18 protein-coding genes are annotated in these 23,315 nt (G+C 63.4%); 13 read left to right on the top strand and 5 right to left on the bottom strand.

The window, feature by feature from the left end; translation table 11 throughout:
* Positions 1–4: 4 nt before the first annotated feature.
* Complete coding sequence (locus AC1DYO_RS29510) at positions 5–490, bottom strand: MarR family winged helix-turn-helix transcriptional regulator (protein ID WP_477267907.1); 486 nt, start codon at positions 488–490, stop codon at positions 5–7.
* 133 nt (positions 491–623) lie between these two features.
* Here AC1DYO_RS29510 and AC1DYO_RS29505 point away from each other — a divergent pair, with 133 nt between their 5' ends.
* Complete coding sequence (locus AC1DYO_RS29505; protein ID WP_477267906.1) at positions 624–1,547, top strand: DMT family transporter; 924 nt, start codon at positions 624–626, stop codon at positions 1,545–1,547.
* A gap of 4 nt (positions 1,548–1,551) precedes the next feature.
* Here the strand turns inward: AC1DYO_RS29505 and ubiG are convergent, their stop codons facing one another.
* On the bottom strand, positions 1,552–2,301 hold the full coding sequence (gene ubiG, locus AC1DYO_RS29500) for a bifunctional 2-polyprenyl-6-hydroxyphenol methylase/3-demethylubiquinol 3-O-methyltransferase UbiG (protein WP_477267905.1): 750 nt from the start codon (positions 2,299–2,301) through the stop codon (positions 1,552–1,554).
* Positions 2,302–2,613: 312 nt separating this feature from the next.
* On the opposite strand from ubiG, the gene AC1DYO_RS29495 reads away from it, so the two are divergent.
* Genes AC1DYO_RS29495 through AC1DYO_RS29485 form a run of 3 tightly spaced genes read left to right on the top strand, consistent with a single transcriptional unit; the run spans position 2,614 to position 4,405 of the window.
* A complete protein-coding gene (locus tag AC1DYO_RS29495; RefSeq protein ID WP_477267904.1) occupies positions 2,614–3,057 on the top strand; it encodes a YybH family protein in 444 nt (147 codons plus the stop codon).
* 3 nt (positions 3,058–3,060) lie between these two features.
* Positions 3,061–3,291, top strand: a complete 231-nt coding sequence (locus tag AC1DYO_RS29490; RefSeq protein ID WP_477267903.1) for an RNA-binding protein — start codon at positions 3,061–3,063, stop codon at positions 3,289–3,291.
* 4 nt (positions 3,292–3,295) lie between these two features.
* A complete protein-coding gene (locus tag AC1DYO_RS29485; RefSeq protein ID WP_477267902.1) occupies positions 3,296–4,405 on the top strand; it encodes a diguanylate cyclase in 1,110 nt (369 codons plus the stop codon).
* Positions 4,406–4,430: 25 nt separating this feature from the next.
* Here the strand turns inward: AC1DYO_RS29485 and AC1DYO_RS29480 are convergent, their stop codons facing one another.
* Positions 4,431–6,269, bottom strand: coding sequence for a CHASE3 domain-containing protein (locus AC1DYO_RS29480; RefSeq protein ID WP_477267901.1), 1,839 nt, complete (start codon positions 6,267–6,269; stop codon positions 4,431–4,433).
* Between the two features lie 247 nt (positions 6,270–6,516).
* Here AC1DYO_RS29480 and AC1DYO_RS29475 point away from each other — a divergent pair, with 247 nt between their 5' ends.
* The 8 genes from AC1DYO_RS29475 to AC1DYO_RS29440 all read left to right on the top strand — a co-directional run bounded on the left by AC1DYO_RS29475 (position 6,517) and on the right by AC1DYO_RS29440 (position 18,429).
* Positions 6,517–7,770 (top strand): aspartate kinase, encoded by a 1,254-nt coding sequence (locus tag AC1DYO_RS29475; protein WP_477267900.1) that lies wholly within the window; start codon positions 6,517–6,519, stop codon positions 7,768–7,770.
* 83 nt (positions 7,771–7,853) lie between these two features.
* Positions 7,854–10,124 (top strand): phosphoenolpyruvate--protein phosphotransferase, encoded by a 2,271-nt coding sequence (gene ptsP, locus AC1DYO_RS29470; RefSeq protein WP_181061960.1) that lies wholly within the window; start codon positions 7,854–7,856, stop codon positions 10,122–10,124.
* A 139-nt stretch (positions 10,125–10,263) separates the two neighbouring features.
* Positions 10,264–11,343, top strand: coding sequence for a peptide chain release factor 1 (gene prfA, locus AC1DYO_RS29465; protein ID WP_477267899.1), 1,080 nt, complete (start codon positions 10,264–10,266; stop codon positions 11,341–11,343).
* A complete protein-coding gene (gene prmC / locus AC1DYO_RS29460) occupies positions 11,336–12,214 on the top strand; it encodes a peptide chain release factor N(5)-glutamine methyltransferase (RefSeq protein WP_477267898.1) in 879 nt (292 codons plus the stop codon). Before prfA ends, prmC begins: the two co-directional genes overlap by 8 nt.
* A gap of 303 nt (positions 12,215–12,517) precedes the next feature.
* Complete coding sequence (locus AC1DYO_RS29455) at positions 12,518–13,492, top strand: DUF4167 domain-containing protein (RefSeq protein ID WP_477267897.1); 975 nt, start codon at positions 12,518–12,520, stop codon at positions 13,490–13,492.
* Between the two features lie 212 nt (positions 13,493–13,704).
* Complete coding sequence (gene clpB / locus AC1DYO_RS29450) at positions 13,705–16,311, top strand: ATP-dependent chaperone ClpB (protein WP_477267896.1); 2,607 nt, start codon at positions 13,705–13,707, stop codon at positions 16,309–16,311.
* Positions 16,312–16,373: 62 nt separating this feature from the next.
* A complete protein-coding gene (locus tag AC1DYO_RS29445; protein ID WP_477267895.1) occupies positions 16,374–16,730 on the top strand; it encodes an MmcQ/YjbR family DNA-binding protein in 357 nt (118 codons plus the stop codon).
* 190 nt (positions 16,731–16,920) lie between these two features.
* The gene (locus AC1DYO_RS29440; RefSeq protein ID WP_477267894.1) at positions 16,921–18,429 is read left to right on the top strand and encodes a L,D-transpeptidase family protein; all 1,509 of its coding nucleotides are present in this window, start codon (positions 16,921–16,923) and stop codon (positions 18,427–18,429) included.
* Here the strand turns inward: AC1DYO_RS29440 and AC1DYO_RS29435 are convergent.
* Complete coding sequence (locus AC1DYO_RS29435) at positions 18,403–19,035, bottom strand: TMEM175 family protein (protein WP_477267893.1); 633 nt, start codon at positions 19,033–19,035, stop codon at positions 18,403–18,405. The genes AC1DYO_RS29440 and AC1DYO_RS29435 overlap by 27 nt on opposite strands.
* A 169-nt stretch (positions 19,036–19,204) precedes the next feature.
* On the opposite strand from AC1DYO_RS29435, the gene AC1DYO_RS29430 reads away from it, so the two are divergent.
* Complete coding sequence (locus tag AC1DYO_RS29430) at positions 19,205–20,764, top strand: MFS transporter (RefSeq protein ID WP_477267892.1); 1,560 nt, start codon at positions 19,205–19,207, stop codon at positions 20,762–20,764.
* Positions 20,765–20,830: 66 nt separating this feature from the next.
* On the opposite strand, the gene AC1DYO_RS29425 is transcribed toward AC1DYO_RS29430, so the two are convergent.
* Positions 20,831–22,801 carry a M23 family metallopeptidase gene (locus AC1DYO_RS29425; RefSeq protein ID WP_477267891.1) on the bottom strand — a complete coding sequence of 657 codons (1,971 nt, stop codon included), beginning with the start codon at positions 22,799–22,801 and terminating at the stop codon, positions 20,831–20,833.
* Positions 22,802–23,315 lie beyond the last annotated feature (514 nt).

Below are 23,315 nucleotides of genomic sequence, written 5' to 3'. Positions count from 1 at the left end.
GCGATCAGCTCGCGCTGTCGATCAATTTGCCAAGCAACTGAGCCAGCGTCTCCCGCTCGTTGCCGGTCAGGCTAGCGAGGATTTCGTGCTCGTTGGCGACGTGGGCGGTGAGGGCCTCATCGATCAAGGCGAGCCCCTTTTCGGTCAATTGCACGACAATGCCGCGGCGGTCGTTGGGGTGGGGGCCGCGCAGGATAAGCTCGGCCTTTTCCAGCCGGTCGAGCCGGTTGGTCATGGCGCCCGATGTCACCATCGTCGCCTCGTAGAGAGCGGTCGGCGTCAGCGCATAAGGCTGGCCGGATCGGCGCAACGTCGCCAGCACGTCGAACTCGCCGGCCTGGAGTCCGAAGCGGGCGAACAGCGGCGCGAGGCGTTCGCGGGCGACCAGCGACGAGGCTTCGTTCAATCGCCCGAGCACCAGCATCGGTGAAACGTCCAAGTCCGGCCGTTCCCGTTTCCACTGCTCGACCGCCTTCGCCGCGCGATCCATTTGTCTCACCGTTAAATATCTTGACGTTAAGAATCTTTGCGCTATGTTACCTCAAGATACAGGACCGGCCGAGTGCCGCAAGCGCCAAATTTTGCAAGTGCCACATGCCGCAAATGAGTGACGGGACCATCCGATGAAATTTCTCTGGGAATCGGCGCTCGGTCTTCTGGTGGTCACCGGCGGCCTGCTCGGCCTGACGCTGCCGTTCGGCAAGCTGGCGACGGCGGCCGGCGTTCCGGCCATGGTCTGGGCCTTCGTCATCTCGTTCGGCGCGGGCGGCGTTCTGTTGTGCGCGCTGCTCGCCAGCGGCCAGCGCATGCGGCTCACCCCGCACAGGCTGCGCTATTTCTTCATCACCGCGGCCGTGTCCTATGCCGCGCCCAACCTGCTGATGTTTTCGGCCATCCCGCATCTCGGGGCCGGCTACACCGGCATCATGTTCACGCTGTCGCCGGTCATTACGCTGGTGTTCTCGATCCTGCTTGGCGTCCGGCGGCCCAATATGCTCGGCGTCGCAGGCATCGCCGTCGGCTTCATCGGCGCGGTCATGGTGGCGGTGACGCGCGGCGAGGCCGGCCAGCCGGCTGATTTCTTCTGGGTGGTGATCGGGCTGCTGATTCCGGTCAGCCTTGCTGCCGGCAATATTTACCGCACCGTCGACTGGCCTGAAGGCACCGGTCCGATCGAACTTGCGGTCGGCAGCCATCTGGCTTCGGCAACGCTGTTGCTGATCGGGATTCTCGTGCTGTTCGGCGTCAGCGCCTTCGCCCCGCTCGGCGGCGTGCCGCCGGTCGTCGTCGCGCAGGTGGCGTCGGCCGCGGCGATGTTTGCCTTCTTCTTCCGGCTGCAGGCCGTGGGCGGCCCGGTCTATCTCAGCCAGATCGGCTATGTGGCGGCGGCGGTCGGCCTGTTTGCCGGCACGATCTTTCTCGGCGAGAACTACCAGTTGCTGACCTGGTCCGGCGCGGTCATCGTCACCATCGGCGTGATCATCACCACCAAGGCACAAGCCAGCAAGCGTTCGGGGCCAGCAAGCATGAGGGGCCAGAAGGCGTAAGGGTTCAGACCGACCCTTTCTCGGCCAGAACCATGTAGTTGACGTCCATGTCCTTGGAGCGCTGCCAGCGGTCGGCGAGTGGGTGGTAGATTACACCGGTACGGTCGATAGTGGTCATGCCGGCACTGCCCAGTGCCTTTTCGAGCTCTTCAGGCCGCACCAGCTTGCCGAACTGATGGGTGCCGCGCGGCAGCCAGCGCAGCACATATTCAGCGCCGATGATGGCGAGGCCGAGCGCCTTCAGTGTGCGGTTGATGGTGGCCACGAACATGATGCCGCCGGGCTTCACCATCTCGCCACACTTGCCGATGAACAGGTCGATGTCGGCGACATGCTCGACCACTTCCATGTTGAGGATGACGTCGAATTTCTCGCCGGCATCGGCAAGGTCCTCTGCGGTCGTTGCGCGGTAATCCACTGTCACGCCGCCTTCGGCCGCGTGCAGCTTGGCCACCTCGATGTTGGTCGCCGATGCGTCGGCGCCGACCACTTCGGCGCCAAGCCTGGCCATCGGCTCGCACAACAGCCCGCCGCCGCAGCCTATGTCGAGGAAGCGCAGGCCTTCGAACGGCCGCGCCGCCCGCGGATCACGGCCGAAGCGCGCCGCCACCTGGTCCCTGATATAGGCCAGCCGCACCGGGTTGAACTTGTGCAGTGGGCGGAATTTGCCGTTCGGGTTCCACCATTCGGCGGCAAGTGCCGAGAAGCGTTCGACTTCTCCGGCATCGATCGTCGATCGACGGGGCTCTGACATGGGCTTTGGGATCTCCGGCAGGCTCAAAAATTCAGAGCGATCGGCGTGTGCGCTGTCGCCCTGTTGCGCTAGGAAGTCGGGCGCGAGGGCGGGAAAGTCAAGGCGGGAATTTTTCGGCGTTCGCAACGGAGCGCGTGGTATCGGGAGTATTCACGGATCTCTCACCTTAATATCAAATTTACGAGGTTGACGGTTTCCTGACGCGCCGTGCGGATTTGGGTAGTGTCTCAGTTTGAAATCGGGCGGCCTTTACGCGCCACTCGCTCTCGCCCTTCCGATGCGGTATGATTTGGTTTGGGAAAACCAAATTTGATGGGCATTGGAATGTTGGCGTCCGACCTAACGAAAGTCATCGAACAGGATCATCTGGCTGTGGGTGCTTTTGTTAAGGGCGATCCTGAGCCCCTGAAAAGCCTCTATTCGCGACGCGCTGACGTGATAATCGCGAACCCGTTCGGTCCACCGGCCAAGGGATGGACAAAAGCTGCTGAGACCATGGATCGAGCTGCCACCAACTACCGAGATGGCGAGGTCATCGGGTTTGAGCGAATTGCCGAGTACGCGACGGCAGACTTGGGCTATATCATGGAGATCGAGCGGGTCCAATCCAAGGTTGGCGGCGCCGATAAACTGGTGCCGATTGCGCTTCGGACCACCACTATCTTCCGGCGGGAGGATGGCGTGTGGAGGATCGTTCTACGTCACGCCGATCCTATCACGTCGGCGCGGCCAGCGGCGTCCGTAGTTGGGCAGTAGAAGATGCCGACCGGACCTAAAGGCCAGAAGCGCCCCGCCGATGTGATCGGCAATGCTGTCCGCGTCATGCGCATCGCCACCGGCGAGGAAGCCGACGACGTGATTGACGATGGCAAAGACCCTGCCGCCAACGCGCTTGGTGCGAAGGGCGGCAAGAAGCGCGCCGAAAACATGACGCCAGAGCGGCGCGCCGAGATTGCCAAGAAGGCAGCTGCAAAGCGGTGGTCGAAATAAACGCTTGCGTCGCGCCGAACGCGCGGTCAACGATCGCGCCGAGGAACTGGCGGTGCTCAACCGCGAACTGAAGGTAACATCGGAGGCCACGACACGCCTGGTCAAGCTCGGCGAATTGCTGCAGGCATGCGTTACCTTTCCGGAGGCGTTTTCCGTCGTCGGTTCAGCTATGCCCGACGTCTTCGACGGGTTGAGCGGAACCGTTCATCTGACCGGCGCCTCGCGCAATCTAGTCGAGGAAATGGCGCATTGGGGCGCCATCCGTTCAAGCGTTGGCCAATTTGCGCCGGAAGATTGCTGGGCGCTGCGGCGCGGCCAGGAGCATGTCGCCGGCCCCGGCATGCTGACGCCACGCTGCAACCACATCACCGAAAATGGCGGCCGCGGTTATGTCTGTATGCCTCTGGCGGCGCAGGGGGAAACGCTTGGCATTGTGCATCTGTGCGAGCCTGATGCCGCGGACAATCCGGACTGGCTGGTCGAGCGGCAACAGATTCTGCGCGGCGTCGTCGATACGCTGGCGTTGGCGCTCGCCAATCTGCGCCTGCGAGAAACGTTGCGGCAACAATCGATCCGCGATCCGAACACAGGGCTCTACAACCGTCGCTACCTCGAGGAGACAAGCAGTCGTGAGCTGAGGCGCATGGAGCGTTCCCAACAGCCGCTGGCGATGATCATGCTCGATGTCGATCATTTCAAGCAGTTCAACGACACGTTCGGCCATGAGGCCGGCGATCTCGTGCTCAAGCAGGTCGCCGGTACGCTGCTCGACCATGCCAAGGAAAGTGACGTGGTTTCACGCTATGGTGGCGAGGAATTCGCCCTGATGATGCCGGCGGTTTCCCTGGCAGACGGCGTCGAGCGGGCCGAGGGGCTGCGGAAAGCAATCAAGCAGCTTCATCTCGCGCATCGCGGCCGCACGCTTGGCACCATCACCGCGTCATTCGGGGTGGCTGCCTTTCCGGAGCTTGGGGCGTCATGGGCGGAGATCGTCAACGCCGCGGATCGCGCGCTCTACCAGGCAAAGGCAGACGGGCGCGACCGTGTTGTCGCCGGGCATGGCAAGGATCCTGCCAACCGGCAACAGGCCAAGAGCAGCAAAAGCGAAGCTTGAAGCCCAGCGGCCCGGCAGCACCCGCCTATTTTGCGTCCAGCACGTCGCGCAGTTTTGCCGCCAGTTGCTCGATGGTGAAGGGCTTGGCCAGGAAATGCACGTCGTGGTCGAGCACGCCGTTGTGGACCACGGCGTTCCTGGTGAAGCCGGTGGTGAAGATCACCTTCAGCTGTGGCAGGCGCGCAAGCGCTTCCTCGGCGAGCTTGCGACCATTCATCACCGGCATGACAATGTCGGTGAACAGAAGTGCGACACCCGGATTGTCTGCCAGTTTCTGCAGCGCTTCATGGCCGCTGCCGGCATGGATGACGGTGTAACCGAGTTCGCGCAGCGCATCCGTGGTCGAAGCGCGCACGCGAGCATCGTCTTCGACGACGAGGATCGTCTCGGTGACCGCAGCAGGATTGTCGCCCCGGCCGGCGGGCAGGACGGCCTCTTCCGCGCCGAAGAAACGCGGCAGATAGATCTTGATCGTCGTGCCTTCGCCGGGTTCGGAATAGATCTTGACGTGACCGCCCGACTGTTTGACGAAGCCGAACACCTGGCTCAGCCCCAGGCCAGTGCCCTTGCTGACCGGCTTGGTGGTGAAGAATGGTTCGAATGCCTTGGCCATGATTTCAGCCGGCATGCCTTCGCCAGTATCGCTGACCGCGATCATCACATACTGGCCGGCTTTGACCTCGGCATGGGTGGCGGCATAGCTGTCGTCGAGATGGCAGTTGGCGGTCTCGATGGTCAGCTTGCCATTGTCGCCCATGGCGTCGCGGGCATTGACCGCCAGATTGAGGATGGCGTTCTCGATCTGGCTTGGATCGGCATGGGTCTTCCACAGGCCGCCGGCCAGCACCGTTTCGATGCGGATGGTTTCGCCGAGCGCCCGCCGCAACAAGTCCGACATCCCGGTGACCAGACGATTGGTGTCAACCACCTGCGGCGCCAGCGGCTGTTGGCGCGAGAAGGCGAGCAGCCGTGCTGTCAGATTGGCGGCCCGGGTCGCCGCGTCGGTCGCGGCTTCGATAAATTTTATGATGTCTTGCTCACCCCGCGCCAGCTTGCGCTGGGCAAGGTTCATGGCGCTGATGATGACCGCCAGCATGTTGTTGAAATCGTGGGCGATACCGCCGGTCAGCTGGCCGACCGCCTCCATCTTCTGCATCTGGCGCATCTGCGATTCGGCCGTTTCGCGCGTCCGGATCTCGTTGCCGAGCTCGATGTTCTTGCGCATCAGCTCTTCCTGGGCGACAGCGACCTCGCGGAAACGGCGCCGCGACAGTCGGATCGTGTAGGCGCCAAGCAGGAAGATCGCCAGCAGCGCCGCCAGCGAGCCGATGCGCAGCCAGCTTTCGACCCGGTCGGTATGTTCGTCGCGGGCAGCAATGGCCGCACCGCCGATGCGCCGGATCGTGTCCATGCTGGCCCGGATCTGGTCCATGGCGGCCTTGCCCTGGCCGCCGCGAACCAGTTCCAGTGCTTTCGCCGCATCGCCGCGATCGTAAAGAGCAATCGTCTGCGCCATATCAGCCTGCTTCAGCGAAAGCGCGTCCTTGATGCGATTGATCTGCTGGACGAGTTCGTCGTCCGGCGTGGTCATGCTGTCGATGCGGGCAAGCTGGCCCGGAATGGCCTTGACCGCCTGCCGATAGGACTGGAGGTAAGATTTCTCACCGGTCAGGAGATAACCGCGCTGGCTGGTTTCGGCGTCCTGCGCCAGCGAAAGCAGGCCTGACAGCGATTCCTGATACTCGATCGCCTCGCGCGCGGCTTCGCGATTGGCCCTCTGGCCCTCGACCAGCACGGCGCGCGTGCCGACGATCAGCGCCAGCACGGCGAAGCCGACGAAAAGCGGCAGCGATTGCCAGCGCATGGCACGTCGAAGACGAGCAATCATTTGATATGCCGGACCAAAAGGAATTCCCCGCGGGCAGCATTTGGTAAGCGGCGGCGAGGCGGAACGCAATATGCCGTCGTCCTGAAGCCGGCAATCCGTGGCCAGCCTTGCGAAACCGTGATCATTTGGCTAAGGAGGCCGCGCATTCAGCGGCTGGCTTCTGTCGGACGCTTTCTTCCCCTTTCGGCTCCGGGCCGGCTTCAGTCAAAGGCATTTCGCTTCCATGGCGCGCATCGTGATGAAATTCGGCGGAACCTCCGTCGCCGACATCGCCCGCATCCGCAACGTGGCGCGTCACGTCAAACGCGAGGTCGATGCCGGCCATGAGGTCGCGGTCGTGGTCTCGGCGATGTCCGGCAAGACCAATGAGCTGGTAGCCTGGACGCGCGAAGCCTCGCCGATGCACGACGCGCGCGAATATGACGCCGTCGTCGCCTCGGGCGAGCAGGTCACCGCCGGCCTTCTGGCGATCACGCTGCAGAATATGGGTGTCCACGCCCGCTCCTGGCAGGGCTGGCAGATCCCGATCAAGACCGACAATGCGCATGGCGCGGCGCGCATTTTGGACATCGATGGCGCGTTTCTGGTCAAGCGCTTCGGCGAGGGACAGGTGGCTGTCGTCGCCGGTTTCCAGGGCATCGGCCCCGACAATCGCATCGCTACGCTCGGCCGTGGGGGATCAGACACCAGCGCCGTGGCCATTGCCGCGGCGGTCAAGGCCGACCGCTGCGACATCTACACCGACGTCGACGGTGTCTATACCACCGATCCGCGCATCGAGCCGAAGGCGCGGCGGCTCAACAAGATTTCGTTCGAGGAAATGCTCGAAATGGCCTCGCTCGGCGCCAAGGTGCTGCAGGTGCGGTCGGTCGAGCTTGCCATGGTGCACAGGGTGCGTACCTTCGTGCGGTCGTCCTTCGACGATCCCGATGCGCCCGGAATGGGGGATTTGCTCAATCCCCCGGGAACGCTCATTTGCGACGAGGAAGAGATCGTGGAACAGCAGGTCGTCACCGGAATTGCCTACGCCAAGGACGAAGCGCAGATTTCGCTGCGCCGCGTCGGCGACCGCCCGGGCGTTGCCGCCGGCATTTTCGGCCCGCTGGCCGAAGCCAATATCAATGTCGACATGATCGTCCAGAACATTTCCGAGGACGGCAAGTTCACCGACATGACCTTTACCGTGCCGTCCGGCGATGTCGACAAGGCGTTGGCCGTGCTCGAGCGCCTAAAGGCTTCGATCGGCTATGACGTCGTGCAGTCCGAAGCCGGCATGTCGAAGGTTTCGGTCATCGGCATCGGCATGCGCAGCCATGCCGGCGTCGCCGCCACCGCCTTCAAGGCGCTGGCCGACAAGTCGATCAATATCCGCGCCATCACCACCTCCGAGATCAAGATTTCGATACTGATCGACGGTCCCTACACCGAACTGGCGGTTCGCACTTTGCATTCCGTCTACGGTCTGGATAAGCAGTAGCGAGAACGATTTGAGTTGTTGCGTGTGCGCCGGTCGCAGTGGAAACTGCGGCGGGCAAAATGCCCATTGGAGAAGAAGCCGCGATGCGTGATACGGCCAGTGGCCCGCGCGTTCTGCTGAAACGGCTCCGCGAGCTCATGCAGGAGCCGCTGGAGCCGCAGGAGCGGCTCGACCGGATCGTGCGCGACATCGCCTCCAACATGGTCGCCGAAGTCTGCTCGCTCTATGTGCTGCGCGCCGATTCGGTGCTCGAACTCTACGCCACCGAGGGTCTGAACCCGAACGCCGTCCACTTGGCGCAGTTGCGGCTGGGGCAGGGCCTGGTCGGCACGATTGCCGCCAGCGCCCGGCCGCTCAACCTCTCCAATGCGCAGGAACACCCGGCCTTCGCCTACCTGCCGGAGACGGGCGAAGAGATCTACAACTCCTTCCTCGGCGTGCCGGTGCTGAGGGCAGGGCGCACGCTCGGCGTGCTGGTGGTGCAGAACAAGACCATGCGCCACTATCGCGACGACGAGGTCGAGGCGCTGGAAACCACCGCCATGGTGATCGCCGAGATGATCGCCACCGGCGATCTGGCGCGCTTGACCCGGCCCGGCCTCGAACTCGATCTGCGCCGTCCCGTAAGCTTTACCGGCCTGTCCTTCAATGACGGCGTCGGGCTTGGCCATGTCGTTCTGCACGAGCCGCGCATCGTCGTCACCAATCTGTTCAACGAGGACAGCGAAGAGGAGGTGCGCCGGCTGGAAACCTCGCTCGGATCGCTCAGGCTTTCCATCGACGACATGCTGGAGCGTCGCGACGTCGCCTTCGAGGGCGAGCATCGCGAGGTGCTCGAAGCCTATCGCATGTTCGCCAACGACCGCGGCTGGGTGCGCCGGCTGGAAGAGGCGATCCGCAACGGCCTGACGGCGGAAGCGGCGGTGGAAAAGGTGCAGAGCGACATGCGCGCCCGCATGCTGCACATGACCGATCCCTATCTGCGCGAGCGGATGAGCGATTTCGACGATCTCGCCAACCGGCTGCTGCGCCAGCTGATGGGCCGCGGGCCGGAGGATGTCGCGGCGTCCTTGCCGAAGGACGCCATCCTGGTCGCCCGTTCGATGGGCGCGGCCGAGCTGCTCGACTATCCCCGCGACAAACTGCGCGGCGTGGTGCTGGAAGACGGCGCCGCCACCAGCCATGTCGTTATCGTCGCGCGCGCCATGGGCATTCCGGTCGCCGGCCAGATGAAGGGCGCCGTTTCCATGGCGGAAAACGGCGATGCCATCATCGTCGACGGTGAGGAAGGCACGATCCATCTGCGGCCTCAGCCGGACCTCGAAGCCGCCTATGCCGAAAAAGTCCGCTTCCGGGCGCGCCGGCAGGAAGTCTATCGGGAACTGCGCAAGAAGCCATCAATGACCAAGGACGGCGTCCAGGTCGATTTGTTGATGAATGCGGGCCTGGCCGTCGATCTGCCGCAGCTGGCCGAGGCGGGCGCGGCTGGCATCGGCCTGTTCCGCACTGAATTGCAGTTCATGGTCGCCTCGACCTTCCCGCGCGCCGAGGCGCAGGAGAAACTCTACCGCGACGTGCTCGACGCGGCGCGCGGCAAGCCGGTCACCTTCCGCACCATCGACATTGGCGGCGACAAGGTGCTGCCCTACTTCAAGGGTGCGATCCAGGAAGAAAACCCGGCGCTGGGCTGGCGGGCGATCCGCCTGACGCTCGACCGGCCGGGCCTGCTCAGGACGCAGATTCGCGCTCTGCTGAAGGCCTGCGGCGGACGCGAACTGAAGCTGATGCTGCCGATGGTGACCGAACTCGGCGAAATCGCCCAGGCGCGCGAGATCATCGACCGTGAGGTCCGGCATCTCTCGCGCTTTGCCCATCATCTGCCGACAAGCCTCAAGCTTGGCGCCATGCTGGAAGTGCCGTCGCTGCTGTTCCAGCTCGACGATCTGATGAAGGCGGTGGATTTCGTCTCGGTCGGCTCCAACGATTTGTTCCAGTTCGTCATGGCGGTCGATCGCGGCAACACGCAGCTATCCAACCGCTTCGACACGCTGTCGGCGCCGTTCCTCAGAGTGCTGAAGCAGATTGCCGATGCCGGCGCACGCAACCACACGCCAGTGACGCTGTGCGGCGAACTGGCGGGAAAACCCATCTCCGCCATGGCGCTGATCGGCCTTGGCTACCGCTCGATCTCGATGTCGCCGGCCTCGATCGGCCCGGTCAAGGCGATGCTGACCGAACTGCCGCTGGAGGAATTGCAGGCGTTCTTCGATGATAATTTGATGGCGCCGGCGCATGGGCTGCCGATGCGGGCGCTGCTGCAGGCCTTTGCCGACGACCGCTCCATCCCTCTCTAGATTCACGTGAGGGCGGTCTGCAAATGGCAACTTTCTGCGCTTCCGGTGCTCATGTACCCAAATGTACATTCCGCTCCGGTTCTCAAAACTCGCCATTTTCGACTCGCCCTGACGTGAATTCCACCGAAGTTTCAAGATCATGATCAATCTTCCCCGCGAGCGTATGGATCAGGTCGTCAAGCGTTTCGAGATGCTCGAAGCGCAGATGTCGGCCGGGCCGGCGGCCGATGCCTATGTAAAGATGGCGTCGGAATATGCCGAGCTGCAGGAGATGGTGGCCAAGGTCCGGGAATTGCGCTCAGCCGAGCATGAGCAGGCCGACCTTGAGGCGATGCTTGCCGACAAGGGGACCGATGCCGAGATGAGGGCATTGGCCGAGGCCGATCTGCCCGGGGTCGAGGAGCGCATCGAGGAACTGCAGAAGGACATCCAGATCCTGTTGCTGCCCAGGGATGCCGCCGACGACAAGAACGCCATCCTCGAAATCCGTGCCGGCACCGGCGGCGATGAGGCAGCGCTTTTCGCCGGCGACCTGTTTCGCATGTATGAGCGCTATGCCGCCGAACGCGGCTGGCGCTTTGAGACGGTGTCGGCCAGTGACGGCGATGCCGGCGGCTTCAAGGAAATCATCGCCACCATTTCCGGCCGGGGCGTCTTTGCCCATCTGAAATTCGAATCCGGCGTGCATCGCGTGCAGCGCGTGCCGGCGACCGAGGCCAGCGGGCGCATCCATACCTCTGCGGCGACGGTCGCCGTGCTGCCGGAAGCCGAAGAGGTCGATATCGACATCCGCGCCGAGGACATTCGCATCGACACCATGCGCGCCTCGGGTTCCGGCGGCCAGCACGTCAACACCACCGATTCGGCGGTGCGTATCACCCATCTGCCGACCGGCATCATGGTCGTGCAGGCGGAGAAGTCGCAGCACCAGAACCGGGCCAAAGCCATGCAGATCCTGCGTGCGCGGCTCTATGACATGGAGCGCAGCAAGGCGGACGACGAGCGCTCCGAAGCGCGAAAATCGCAGGTGGGTTCCGGCGACCGTTCGGAGCGCATCCGCACCTACAATTTTCCGCAAGGGCGCCTTACCGATCACCGCATCAACCTGACGCTCTACAAGCTCGACCGGGTGATGATGGGCGAGCTCGACGAGGTCATCAACGCGCTCATCGCCGACCACCAGTCGAAGCTGCTCGCCGATATTGGCCTCGATGGCTGACATCCTGCCCGGCACGCTCGGGCCGCTGCTGCGGGCAGCGCGGGAGCGGCTTGCCGCGGCTGGTCTCGCCGACCCGGCGCTGGATGCCAGGCTGATCGTCGAACATTTCTCCGGCACAGACCGCACGCAAGCCATCGCCGATCCGCAAAGGGCGCTCGATGCCGGTGCGGTCACGGCAATCGATGCCGCCTTGCAGCGACGCCTTGCCGGAGAGCCGGTGCACCGCATCCTTGGCTATCGCGAATTCTACGGCTTGCGCCTCGCGCTGTCGCCGGAAACACTGGAGCCGCGGCCGGACACCGAAACGCTGGTCGAGGCGATCCTGCCCTTCGCCAGCGAAACGGCCGAAAGGCTGGGGGAATGCCGCATACTCGATCTTGGCACTGGCACCGGCGCCATTGCGCTGGCGCTGCTCAGCGCCGTTCCGGCCGCGACCGCCACCGGCGTGGATATTTCGCAAGATGCGCTCACGACCGCGACCCGCAATGCCAGGCAACTCGGGCTGGCCGGCCGGTTTGAGGCCCTGCACTCCGATTGGTTCGCAAAAGTTTCAGGCCGGTACCATGTAATTGCCGCAAACCCTCCCTATATACCCTCTGGAGACATTGGAAATCTGCAGGACGAGGTCCGCGATTTCGATCCATGCAGAGCCCTTGATGGCGGTGTGGACGGTCTTGGCCCCTACAGGATAATCGCCGCCGAGGCGGCAAGGTTTCTGGAAGCACAAGGCAAGATTGCGGTCGAGATCGGCCACACGCAGCGCAATGAGGTCAAAGACATATTCGCGGCAGCTGGCTACAGGCTGGCCGGAGCATTTGTCGACCTTGGCGGAAATGACAGGGTTCTTGTGTTTGAACAGGGAAAGCCTTGACGCAGTGCAAAAAAGCGCTTGGCAATGCCGGGGAATGCGGCTAGGGTCCCCTTAACCGGATGAGACGAAGCAGGCAGTGCTCTTAGCGATTCGGTTTTCCTTGGAAATAGCTGCCTTCTTGCGCAAACGACGCCCAAGCTTCGTGCGGGAATCGTCCGGCAAGTGATGTAACCGGAACAGGATGACACGTGGCGCCAACGCAATTGATGCGGGCGAACGCCGGTGAAGAAACGAAACGGCTGGCTGCATGAGCGCCTCCGTTCGTGAAAAGTTTTTCGAAAATTTCAAAATGAAGAGAGTCTAATGAGGCCACAACAGCAGAACAGGCGCATGCGCGGTCGCAACAACAATGGCGGCGGCGGTGGCAACAACAATAACAACAACAACCGCAAGGGCCCCAACCCCCTGACGCGCAACTACGAGAGCAATGGCCCGGACGTGAAGATCCGCGGATCGGCTCAGCAGATCGCCGAAAAATACGCCACTCTGGCCCGTGACGCGCAAAGCTCCGGCGACCGGGTGATGGCGGAGAACTACCTCCAGCATGCCGAGCACTACAATCGCATCATTGCCGCCGCTCAGGCGCAGATGCCGATCCAGAATGCCCAGCAGAACCGCGACGATTTCGACGACGACGAAGATCGCGACGATTTCGACAGTGCCGGCAACAACAATGGTGGCGAGACGCAAGCTCCGCTGGCCAACCCCGGCAACGGCCCGCAGCCGACGATCGAAGGCACGCCGGCCGAACTGGCATATGGCCAGGAAAACGGCCGCGACAACAACAATGGCCGTGACAACAACGGCCGCAACAATAATGGCCGCGACAACAATGGCCGCAACCGTGACCGTCGCCCCAGTGGCGGTTATGGCCAGAACGAGCAGCGTGGCGACTTTGCCCAGCGCGGCGAGCAGAGCGGCCAGCGCGGCGACCAGCAGCGCTTCACCGAGACGCCGGCACAGGCGGAGACCGTCGCTGCGGCTGAGCCCGCGGCCGAGACCGGTTTTTCCGAGCCGGCACCGGTGTACGAAAACCTTTCGCCGGCAGCTCTTGCTGCCCGGGCCGAGCTCAATGAGGCGGCCGCCGAGAGCGGCGCTGCCCGTCGCCCGCGGCGTCCGCGCCGCCCGCGCACCAATGCCGATCAGGTCGGTGACGAGCAGGCTGGTGGTGACCAGATGGATCGCGTCAGCGAGACCGCTGCCGCTGTTGACGTGGCGGATGCGGCACCGGCTGAAAACCCTGCCGGCGACCCGTTCGTCGTCGACGCCAACAACTGACCGGACAAAGACGGCAATCCTTGCAAAACGGCGGAGAGAAATCTCCGCCGTTTTCGTTTGCGCGGGCATGCAATATCATCAGCCCGACGTCTTGAGCCGCAATGGCTTGCGCCCCATATCTGGCGTGAACTGGACCCGGCTCGGATGAGCGGGTCCGTCACCGCAATCTGATCCGGTGCCGCAAAGCGGGCCGGTGATGGAAGGAGACAGATATGAACCTCGAGAAATACTCCGAGCGCGTCCGCGGATTCATCCAGTCCGCCCAGACAATGGCGCTCTCGCGCAACCACCAGCAATTCACTCCCGAACATATGCTCAAAGTCCTCGTCGATGACGATGAGGGGCTGGCCGCTTCGCTGATCGAGCGCGCCGGCGGTAATGTCCGTGACGTCAAGCTCGGCGTCGAAACCGCACTTGAGGCCATGCCCAAGGTCGAAGGCGGCAACGGCCAGCTCTATCTGGCGCAGCCGCTGGCCAAGGTGTTTTCGACGGCGGAAGAACTGGCCAAGAAGGCCGGCGACTCGTTTGTCACAGTCGAGCGGCTGTTGCAGGCGCTGGCCATGGAAAAGTCCGCCAAGACGGCTGATATCCTGGGCAAGGCCGGCGTGACCGCACAGGCGCTGAACCAGGTGATTAACGATGTCCGCAAGGGCCGCACCGCCGATTCGGCGAGCGCCGAGCAGGCTTATGACGCACTGAAGAAGTACGCGCGCGACCTGACCGCCGACGCCCGCGCCGGCAAGCTGGACCCGGTGATCGGCCGCGACGACGAGATCCGCCGCACCATCCAGGTGCTGTCGCGGCGCACCAAGAACAATCCGGTACTGATCGGCGAACCCGGCGTCGGCAAGACGGCGATCGCCGAAGGCTTGGCGCTGCGCATCGTCAATGGCGACGTGCCGGAATCGCTGAAGGACAAGCAGCTGATGGCGCTCGACATGGGCGCGCTGATTGCCGGCGCCAAATATCGCGGCGAGTTCGAGGAGCGGCTGAAGGCCGTGCTCAATGAAGTCACCGCTGCCGCCGGCGGCATCATCCTGTTCATCGACGAGATGCACACGCTGGTCGGCGCCGGCAAGGCCGATGGCGCCATGGATGCTTCGAACCTGTTGAAGCCGGCGCTGGCGCGAGGCGAACTGCACTGCGTCGGCGCGACCACGCTCGATGAATACAGAAAACATGTCGAGAAGGACGCGGCGCTCGCGCGCCGCTTCCAGCCGGTGTTCGTCGACGAGCCGTCGGTTGAAGACACGGTTTCGATCCTGCGCGGCCTGAAGGAGAAATACGAGCAGCACCACAAGGTGCGCATTTCGGATTCGGCACTGGTCGCGGCGGCAACCTTGTCCAACCGCTACATCGCCGACCGGTTCCTGCCGGACAAGGCGATCGACCTTGTCGACGAAGCCGCGTCGCGGCTCAGGATGCAGGTCGATTCCAAGCCCGAAGCGCTGGACGAGATCGACCGCCGCATCATGCAGCTCAAGATCGAGCGTGAGGCGCTGAAGGTCGAGACCGATGACGCCTCGAAGGATCGGCTCGCCCGTCTGGAAAAGGAACTCGTCGGCCTCGAGGAGGAATCAACCGAGATCACGACCAGATGGCAGGCCGAGAAGCAGAAGCTTGGGCTTGCCGCCGACTTGAAGAAGCAGCTTGATGAGGCTCGCAACGAGCTTGCCATTGCCCAGCGCAAGGGTGAATTCCAGCGCGCCGGCGAGCTTGCCTATGGCAAGATCCCGGAACTGGAGAAGAAGCTCAGGGAAGCCGAGGCCCAGGACGGCAAGGCCGGCATGGTCGAAGAGGTGGTCACGCCCGACCACGTCGCCCATATCGTGTCGCGCTGGACCGGCATTCCGGTCGACAAGATGCTGCAGGGCGAACGCGACAAGTTGTTGCGCATGGAAGACGAGATCGGCAAGCGTGTCGTCGGCCAGGGCGAGGCGGTGCAGGCTGTCTCCAAGGCCGTGCGTCGTGCCCGCGCCGGGCTGCAGGATCCGAACCGGCCGATCGGCTCGTTCATGTTCCTCGGCCCGACCGGTGTCGGCAAGACGGAGCTGACCAAGGCGCTGGCCAATTTCCTGTTCGACGACGAGAGCGCCTTGGTGCGTATCGACATGTCGGAATACATGGAAAAGCACTCGGTCGCCCGGCTGATCGGCGCACCTCCCGGCTATGTCGGCTATGAGGAAGGTGGCGCGCTGACCGAAGCGGTGCGGCGCCGGCCATACCAGGTCGTGCTGTTCGACGAGATCGAGAAGGCGCATCCGGATGTCTTCAACGTGCTTTTGCAGGTGCTCGACGACGGCCGGCTGACGGACGGGCAGGGCCGCACGGTCGACTTCCGCAACACGCTGATCATCATGACGTCGAACCTCGGTGCCGAATATCTGGTCAATCTCGGCGAGGACCAGGACGTCGATGTCGTCCGCGACGAGGTGATGAACCTCGTCAAGAAGGAGTTCCGGCCGGAATTCTTCAACCGCATCGACGAGGTGATCCTGTTCCACCGGCTGCGCCGGCAGGATATGGGCCGCATCGTCGAGATCCAGCTCAAGCGGCTGGAAAACCTGCTCGTCGACCGCAAGATCACGCTGTCGCTCGACCAGGAATCGATCGACTGGTTGGCGGCCAAGGGCTACGACCCGGCCTATGGCGCGCGGCCGTTGAAGCGGGTGATRCAGAAGGACCTGCAGGATCCGTTGGCGGAGAAGATCCTGCTCGGCGAGATCCTCGACGGCTCGACCGTCAAGGTCACCGCCGGCTCCGACCGGCTGAATTTCCGCTCGAAGCCCACCGTGGTGGCGACCGAGGCAGCAGCCTGATCAAAACGCCGCGCGCCCGAACGGACGCGCGGCGCTTTCTTGTGAATTGGCGGGGGGCGCACATGACGCTGGACGACTACAACAGCTTCTGCGCCTCGCTGCCGCAGACCACGCATGTCGTGCAGTGGGGTGGCGCCCATGTCTGGAAGGTCGGCGGCAAGGTCTTTGCCATAGGCGGCTGGAATGATGGCGACCAGCTTTTCGTCACCTTCAAATGTTCCGAAATGGCCTTTGACATTCTGAAGGATCAGCCTGGCTGCCGGCCGGCGCCCTATCTCGCCTCGCGCGGCATGAAATGGATCCAGCGTCAGACAAGCCAAAGCATGGATGATGGTGCGCTGAAGGACTATCTCGGCGAAAGCCATCGCCTCGTCGTCCTCAAGCTGACGAAGCAGACACGCAAGGAACTGGGCCTGTAGCGACCTGAAATCCGCCATCTTCATGCCCGGTTCATGTTGGAAAGCTTATGTTCTGGTTTGCTGGCGAAGGGGTTTGCCCGCAGGCTTTTGACGGTCAGGGCGTTCCTTGCGCATCCAAACGGAGGCGAGTGCGTTCTGAAGGGAACACTGCCGGAGCGGCGGCAATTACGGACCGGAGAGTTTGACCACCATGTTCCGCACGATCTTTGCCTTTTCGGTGCTCGCCGCCGGGCTGCTTGCGTCCAGCGCCATGGCATCGCCGACGGTGGATAGTGCGCTGCCGGTTGTTCGCGCTGCCGATAGCGGCGGCATCGTGCTTGCCCAGGATGGCAATCTCGACATCTACTACGACGCCAGGGGCAACCGTGTCATTGTCGATGCCGACACCGGCAAGGTCATCGCCATCCAGCCGCCGCAGACCAGGCTCGACCGCCGTGCGCTGCGCCGCCAGATGCGGGCGCGCGAACTTGGACGCGCGCCGGTCGGGGATGACGACCGCTATTATCTCGACGATCCCGAAGACATGGCGCGTTTCCGCCGCAAGCAATTGGAAGAGGAAGGCAGGGTCATTCCGCCGGACAACGAGTACGATCCTGACAGCGGCAATTCGGTGGATGCCTATCCGTCGGCGCCGCAGGATGACGGCAACTACAGCGACACCTATCCGGAAGCGCCGAACTCGGCCGAGCCGGGACCCGTCAAGCGCCAGCCGCTGAACGAAGCTTCGATCGATCCCGCCGAGCCGGCGGCGCCCGGCGACGAGGCCGCTCTGCCGCCCAAGACCGAGGGCGGCAAGACCGTCGTCGATCCCTCGCTTTCACTCGGCGCACGCCAGGATGTGGCTGCCTTGCAGGTGCTGCTCGACCGCGCCGGCGCCTCGCCCGGCGTCATCGATGGACGCTTCGGCTCCAATGTCGACAAGGCGCTTGCCGCCTACAACCAGATCACCGGCAGCAATCTGCGCTCGACCGATTCGGTCGGCATCCAGGCAGCGCTGGCGCAAACCGGCGGCGATGCTTTCGCCAATTATACCATTACCTCTGAGGACGCGGCCGGCCCCTATGTCGCCTCGATACCGGAAGACTACAGCCAGAAGGCGCAGCTCGACCGCATGGCTTACACCTCCGTTACCGAAGCCTTGGCCGAGCGCTTCCACATGGATGAGAACTACCTGAAGGGGCTCAATCCCGAGGCCGACTTTAATGGTCCCGGCACCATCATCAAGGTCGCCAATTTCGGCAGGCTGGTGGCAACGCCGGTTGCCCGCATCGTCGCCGACAAGGATAAGAAGCAGGTGTTCGCCTATGACGCCGATGGCAAGTTGGTCGCAGCCTATCCGGCCACTATCGGCTCAGCCGACACGCCGTCGCCAACCGGCACCCATACGGTGTCGCGCGTCGCGCTCGATCCGAACTACACCTACAACCCCAGCATCAATTTCAAGCAGGGCCAGAACGACAAGATCCTGACCATTCCGCCGGGTCCGAACGGCCCGGTCGGCTCGGTGTGGATCGCGCTGGACAAGCCGACCTATGGCATTCACGGCACGCCCGATCCCTCCAAGATCGGCAAGACCGAAAGCCATGGCTGCGTGCGCCTGACCAACTGGGATGCGCGTGAACTGGCCAAACTTGTGTCGCCGGGCGTGACCGTCGAGTTCGTCGGCGGACCCTCAGCCGATGATGTTGCGCAGCAGTGAGTTGCGCAACGCGAGTGCATAGATCAGCTGCACGACCAGGATAAAGCCGACGCTGAGCAGCGGGCTGATGAGGCAGAGTGCTGCGCCCACGGCCCACAGGATCTGTGCCTTGACGATGCGCACATAGACGGTGCGCTTCGTCTCCGCATCGACATCCTCTGCCAGAAAGCCGTTCTTGTCCGCATACCGCCAGCTGGCGAACAGCGTCACGCCCAGCATCAGCAGGTTGAGCCAGTAGACAATCACCGCGGTTCGGAACTCGAGGAAATCGGCCAGCAGGTCGGTCGAGAACGGCAGCAAGGCGATGAAGGCGAGAAAACACAGGTTCAACGTGGCCAGCCGCCGATCGGACCTGGCGATCAGCCCGTGCTGCGCCTGCTGGCCGAACCAGAAGATGGTCAGCGTGAGGAAACTCAGCGCATAGGTCAGGAAGCGTGGCGCGAGCCCGGCGATTGCCGAAAGCAACTCGCCCTCGGAGTGGACCATTTCGTGCGCCGGCACGCGAATCTCAAGCACGATCAGGGTAAGCGCAATGGCAAAGACGCCATCGGTGATGCCGACAACGCGCCCGCGTGCCTCTACCGATGGTTCGAGCGGGCGTTTCATGCGGCTTCCCCTTCGCTTGCGATCGTCGTGAAAATCTAGCACGACCCCGGCGGTTTACATCCAGGTTGATGTGACCCTGCCATGCGGGCAGGCCATTGATGGGACTGGATTCATGACAGCGGGGCGCTGGCTGGTTGTTGGCCGCCCGCAACAAGTCTAAGCAGCGCTCATGAAGTCTCCGAGCGAAGCCGCAGCCGTTCCCCTGACCAGCTCACTTGCCAACGGTTCGTTTTGTCCGCCGTCGCAGCGCAAATTCGTGCTGGTCGCGGCGATCCTGGCGTCGGCGCTCGGCTTCATCGACGGTTCGATCCTGGCCATCGCAATGCCGGCGATCCGCGTCGACCTCGGCGCCAGCCTGGCCGAGGCGCAATGGATTTCCAATGCCTATGCACTGACGCTGTCGGCGCTGATCCTGGCCGGCGGTGCGGCCGGCGACCGATTCGGCCTCAGGCGCGCCTTCGGCGCCGGCATTGCACTGTTCATTGTCGCTTCGCTTGCCTGCGCGGTGGCGCCGAATGCGCTGGTGCTCATCGCCTTTCGTGCCATTCAGGGCATTGGTGCGGCGATCATGGTGCCGGGCAGCCTCGCCATCATCGCCAAGTCCTATCCGAAGAACGAGCGCGGCCGGGCGATCGGCATCTGGGCGGCCGCTTCGGCGCTGACGACGGCGCTCGGTCCGGTGCTGGGCGGCTTCGTCCTGTCGGCTTTTGGCGGCGGCATCTGGCGGGCGATCTTCGCCGTCAACCTGCCGCTCGGGCTGATCTCGATCTATCTGCTGCTGGCCAAGATTCCCGCCGACGCGCCGACGGAGAAGCGAAGCCTCGATCTCGGCGGCGCCGCTCTCGCCACGCTTGCCTTCGGGGCGCTTGCCTACGGACTGACCGCGATGAGCGCCGAAGACGGTGGACTGATGTCGGGGCCGAGCATCGCCGCGGGCGCGGTGCTGCTCGTGATCTTCATTGTCTTCGAGCTTCGGCAGAGCGAGCCGATGATTGATCTCAAGCTGTTTCGGATCGGCGCCTTTGCCGGCGCCAACGTCGCCACCTTCTTCCTCTACTTCGCGCTGTCGGCCAATTTGTTCTATCTGCCGATGCTCTTGATCGCCGGCTGGGGGCTGAGCACCAAGGAGGTAGGCTTCATCTTCCTGCCGCTCTCGGCGTCGATCGCGCTGCTGTCGGGTCCGGTCGGCCAATGGTCGGATCGCATCGGTCCGCGCTTTCCGATTGCCTGCGGCTGCCTGGTCGTCGCCGTCGCCTTTGCCGGTCTCGCACTGCTCTCCCATGCCGGCATGCACAATTTCTGGACCGGCACGTTTCCGCTGATGGCGGTGATGGGGCTCGGCATGGCGCTGGTGGTCTCGCCCCTGTCGACGGCGATCATGACGGCGGTCGAAGACAAGGATACGGGTGCCGCCTCCGGCATCAACAACGCGGTTTCGCGCATTGGCGGGCTGATCGCTGTGGCGGCGATGGGTTCGCTCGCGGCCTGGGTCTATTCGACGATGCTCGACACCAGCGTCAGGCCGGGCATTCCGGGGTTCGGCGAACCGGCATTGGCCAGCCTGGCGCCCGAACTTGATGCAACACGGCTTGCCGCCAGCGATGCGGCGTTCGCGGCCGTGTCGACAGTGACGGCGGTGCTTTGCCTGCTGGCTGCTATTATCGCCTGGGCGACCGTTTCGGGGCAAAGGCTGCCCTGGTCACGAGCCGAAGAGAATCAGCCGACCTGATTCGAGCGGGCTGATTCGAAATGCTTTGATTCGGCGCAAATGTGATTCAGCGTTCGTTGTGAAGGCTCAGCCTTCGATCTTGGCGCTCGCGACCTTCAGCGAATTGCTGTCTTCCTGCTTGAGCAGGTCGTCGATGCGCTCGCGTTCGCGCTTGAAGGCGACGAGGTCGTCACCCTTCAGAACCTTGCCGACCGGCAGGCGCACGCGCATCGGGTCGACCTTGGTGCCGTTGACGATCAGCTCATAGTGAAGATGCGGACCGGTGGAGAGGCCGGTCTGGCCGAGGAAGCCGATGGTCTGGCCCTGGCGGACATGAACGCCCGGCTCGATGCCTTTGGCAAAAGCGCTCTGGTGATTGTAGGACGTCTCATAGCCATTGGCATGGCGGATGATGATCTGCTTGCCGTAGCCGCCGGCCCAGCCAGCCTTTTCGACGGTGCCGTTGCCGGCGGCGATGATCGGCGTTCCGATCGGCGCTGCCCAGTCGACGCCGGTATGCATGCGGACATAGCCGAGGATCGGATGCCGGCGGGCGCCGAAGCCGGAGCGGAATTTCCCGGCGGGTAGGGGATTGCGCAGCAGGAACTGCTCGGCGCTCGACCCATCCTCGTCGAAATAGTCGGTCGAGCCGTCCTGCATCTGGAAGCGGTAGAAGTTGCGTGTCTGGCCGCCGAAGGTCGACGAGACATAGAGTAGTTCCGATTCGTCGGACGCCTGGTCGTCGCCGTCCGGCTGCGAGAACAGCACGTCGATGCGGTCCGACGGATTGAGCCTGGACTGAAAATCGACGCCGGAGGCCAGGAGCTTGACCAGTTGCTGGGTCAGCTTCTTCGACATGCCATAGGAATACGCGGCGCGGTAAATGCCGTCATAGACGTTCGGCAGATTGCCGCGAACAACCACCGGCGCCGACGAATCATCGAACGCGGTCAGCAATTCGGGATTTGGCTCCGGTTCCTGCGCTGGCACATACTGGCCGCGGTCGTCGAGCGCGATGGTCACGATATGCGTGGTCTTGTCATAGACGCTGGTGCGAACGACCTTGGCGGCGTCACCATGCACTTCGAGGCCGACGCGCAACACGGTTCCGGCCTTCAGCGCCGGTGCGTTGAGCAGCTTGCCGATCGCCTCGGCCATGCCGGTCGCGTCATCGCCCGTATAGCCCGAATCGGCAAAGGCCTCGGCAATGTCGCGGTCCCTGGTAAAGGGGATGATTTCCTCGGCGAAAGCCGGGGTCTGGTCGTCGAGGGCGACGCGCGGCGCCACCGAAACGTTTTCCGGCACGATCTTGACGTCATAGGAGCCGGCCATCGATTCGGCGAAGGCGTCGCCGAATCGCTGCGGGTCGACATAATGCAGCGAGGCAACCTGGATAGCGCCGTCGCTGAGATCCGTACCGGCCTCGCGCACCACCCTTTCCACCTCATCGGCGGACAGGTCGCTCTTTTCGTCGAAAGAGGCCGTCTCCATCGGGAAATCGACCGTCTTCAGGCTCATCTCGCTTTCGACCTTGGCGCCGTAGATCTGGCCGCCAACCGCGGAAGCCGTCGCCGGCTGCGCGGGCGTTGAGTCGCCGTCGTCGCCGAACACCTGCATCGGGTCGAATGGCGGATAGGCCCGGTTGGTGGTGTGGCCGGCGGCCAGCGCCATCTTGATCTGCACGAACGGCACGGTGTGGATAACGTCGCGGTCGCCGACCTTGGTCACCATCGACACTTCCATGCGCCGGCGGTCCTTGGCCTTGGCGATCTGGCGCGGCGCCACCAGTCTGGTGGTCTTGGCGACCTCGCCGGAATCGCCGCCGCTTTCGAGCTGGGCCAGTTCGGCGATTTCGGGCGGGGTTGCCAGTTGCTGGCGGCCGTCGAGGGCGGCAAACAGCGCCACGCCCATCAGCACGCTCGAGGTCACGCCGGTAAGGAAGGTGCCCGACAGCCAGCGCGCCGAAACCTCGCGCCGGTCGGGCGGTCCGCTGCGGCCATCCGCGATCAGCGGCGGCTCATTGCCGAGTTCGGCTATGACATCTTCCGTGTCTGGCATCCAGAAAGGCTGCTTCTTCCCCGGGCGGAACGGCTTGTCGGCTCTTGTTGGGCCATGACATTTGCCTGTCACGGCGGGTGAAGTCAACGAAGCGGCGAAATCCCCACTCACACGCTCTGTTTTACGGCCCCTTATAAAGAGGCGTCTTTACGCTCTTATAAGAGGCACCGGACCGGTGATGCGCAGGCCCCGATTTGGTCTCTTATAGGAAGGCGCCGCGCGGGTCGCGCAGGGCCTTCTTTGTTGGCCTTGGTGTCGAACGGCAATGCGGCGGCAATAGGGCTCCTTCTGGGCAACCCCAATGTTCCCCTGGGGCAGTCAGCCGGCTCCAAAACTTCTGTCGCAAAAAGTTCAAAAACATCGTGGAATGGAGTTGACAGTTTGAGTGGGTGGCGACTATATACGCCTCACGAACGAGGGCGGTGCGCCGCTGGCGGCGAAGCAGTTTGCTTCTGAATAAGCCCTTGTGAGAATTCAAGAGAGCCGCGTAAGCGACACTCGGAGCGACACTCGG

It is taken from the genome of Mesorhizobium sp. P2_F5, from assembly GCF_056403715.1.
The sequence above is the reverse complement of the archived record's forward strand: the minus strand, read 5'-3'. Positions and strand labels throughout refer to the sequence as shown.

Bases quoted from the DNA above. Each gene is read 5' to 3' on its own strand.
- AC1DYO_RS29480 (WP_477267901.1), bottom strand. From the start codon at position 6,269: ATGCGCTGGCAATCGCTGCCGCTTTTCGTCGGCTTCGCCGTGCTGGCG.
- AC1DYO_RS29425 (WP_477267891.1), bottom strand. From the start codon at position 22,801: ATGCCAGACACGGAAGATGTCATAGCCGAACTCGGCAATGAGCCGCCG.
- AC1DYO_RS29495 (WP_477267904.1), top strand. From the start codon at position 2,614: ATGGGCATTGGAATGTTGGCGTCCGACCTAACGAAAGTCATCGAACAG.
- AC1DYO_RS29475 (WP_477267900.1), top strand. From the start codon at position 6,517: ATGGCGCGCATCGTGATGAAATTCGGCGGAACCTCCGTCGCCGACATC.
- AC1DYO_RS29455 (WP_477267897.1), top strand. From the start codon at position 12,518: ATGAGGCCACAACAGCAGAACAGGCGCATGCGCGGTCGCAACAACAAT.
- AC1DYO_RS29510 (WP_477267907.1), bottom strand. From the start codon at position 490: ATGGATCGCGCGGCGAAGGCGGTCGAGCAGTGGAAACGGGAACGGCCG.
- AC1DYO_RS29435 (WP_477267893.1), bottom strand. From the start codon at position 19,035: ATGAAACGCCCGCTCGAACCATCGGTAGAGGCACGCGGGCGCGTTGTC.
- ptsP (WP_181061960.1), top strand. From the start codon at position 7,854: ATGCGTGATACGGCCAGTGGCCCGCGCGTTCTGCTGAAACGGCTCCGC.
- AC1DYO_RS29430 (WP_477267892.1), top strand. From the start codon at position 19,205: ATGAAGTCTCCGAGCGAAGCCGCAGCCGTTCCCCTGACCAGCTCACTT.
- AC1DYO_RS29445 (WP_477267895.1), top strand. From the start codon at position 16,374: ATGACGCTGGACGACTACAACAGCTTCTGCGCCTCGCTGCCGCAGACC.
- prfA (WP_477267899.1), top strand. From the start codon at position 10,264: ATGATCAATCTTCCCCGCGAGCGTATGGATCAGGTCGTCAAGCGTTTC.
- AC1DYO_RS29440 (WP_477267894.1), top strand. From the start codon at position 16,921: ATGTTCCGCACGATCTTTGCCTTTTCGGTGCTCGCCGCCGGGCTGCTT.
- AC1DYO_RS29490 (WP_477267903.1), top strand. From the start codon at position 3,061: ATGCCGACCGGACCTAAAGGCCAGAAGCGCCCCGCCGATGTGATCGGC.
- AC1DYO_RS29505 (WP_477267906.1), top strand. From the start codon at position 624: ATGAAATTTCTCTGGGAATCGGCGCTCGGTCTTCTGGTGGTCACCGGC.
- ubiG (WP_477267905.1), bottom strand. From the start codon at position 2,301: ATGTCAGAGCCCCGTCGATCGACGATCGATGCCGGAGAAGTCGAACGC.
- prmC (WP_477267898.1), top strand. From the start codon at position 11,336: ATGGCTGACATCCTGCCCGGCACGCTCGGGCCGCTGCTGCGGGCAGCG.